This is a genomic window from Streptomyces alkaliphilus, assembly GCF_014141535.1.
GTDB lineage: Bacteria > Actinomycetota > Actinomycetes > Streptomycetales > Streptomycetaceae > Streptomyces > Streptomyces alkaliphilus.
In genome coordinates this window covers 1-1,087 of sequence record NZ_VKHT01001333.1, presented here as the reverse complement: position 1 = coordinate 1,087, position 1,087 = coordinate 1, and the positions used below count along the sequence as shown (strand labels likewise).

At 71.5% G+C, this 1,087-nt stretch carries 1 protein-coding gene; it reads right to left on the bottom strand.

What is annotated here, in order from left to right:
- Positions 1–41: 41 nt before the first annotated feature.
- Positions 42–1,034 (bottom strand): ATP-binding protein, encoded by a 993-nt coding sequence (locus FNQ90_RS24320; protein ID WP_182608312.1) that lies wholly within the window; start codon positions 1,032–1,034, stop codon positions 42–44.
- Between the last annotated feature and the right edge of the window lie 53 nt (positions 1,035–1,087).

Genomic DNA, 1,087 nt, shown 5'->3' with positions numbered 1-1,087 from the left:
GGGCCGTCCCGGGGGGAGGCGTGCCGGGAGGGCTTCCCGGATCAGGCGGGCTGCGGGACGGCCCGGGTGTCCGTCGCGCCGGGCACGAAGTCCGGGTCCACCTGAGCGGCCAGGTCCGTACCCGTTCGCTCGTTGCCCCAGCTCTCCGCGTTCCGCAGGTGGAAGTGGATCATCTGCCGGGTCCAGCGCACGGGATCGCGCCGTTCCCAGGAGGCGTCCGCCGCCGCGTGCAGGGTCCGCAGCACCGCCCGTTCGTCCTCGCCCAGCACCCGGAAGGGGCGCGGACGACCGCGTTCCAGGGCCCGCACCCAATCCGAGTGCCCCAGGGCGGTCAGCAGGTCCTCCCCGATCTCCTCGCGCAGCCAGGCCAGGTCCTCCGGGTCCCGCACCTTGTTCCCCACGACCCGCAGCTCCACGTCGAAGTCCCGTGCGTAGTCGCGGTACTGACGGTGGACCGACACGCCGCGCCGGGTGGGTTCGCTCACCAGGAAGGTCAGGTCGAAGCGGGTGAACATGCCGGAGGCGAAGGAGTCGCTGCCCGCCGTCATGTCCACCACCACGTACTCGTCGCGGCCGTCGACGAGGTGGTTGAGCATCAGTTCCACGGCGCCGGTCTTGGAGTGGTAGCAGGCGACGCCGAGGTCCTCGTCGGTGAAGGCGCCGGTGGCCAGGAAGCGGATCGAGCCGCTCTCCGCCTCGATCACGCGGGTGCAGGAGTCCAGCACCGGACCGAGGTCGTCGTGGCGCAACAGGCGGGAGCCGGAGCCGGGGGGCGTGGTCTTGATCATCGCGGCGGCGGAGGGGATGCGCGGGTTGTCCCCGCGCAGATGGTCCTTGAGCTCCGGCAGCCGGTCACCGAGGGCCGGAACGCCGGCGGCCTCCTCGTCCGACAGGCCCAGGGCCGGGCCGAGGTGCTGGTTGATATCGGCGTCCACCGCGATCACGGGGACACCCCGGGCGGCCAGGTGACGGACGAACAGCGCTGACAGGGTGGTCTTGCCGCTGCCACCCTTGCCGACGAACGCGATTTTCATATTCAACACCATAGTGGGCCCCGCCTCCCTTCCCCGCCCGTCCGGGCCCGTAT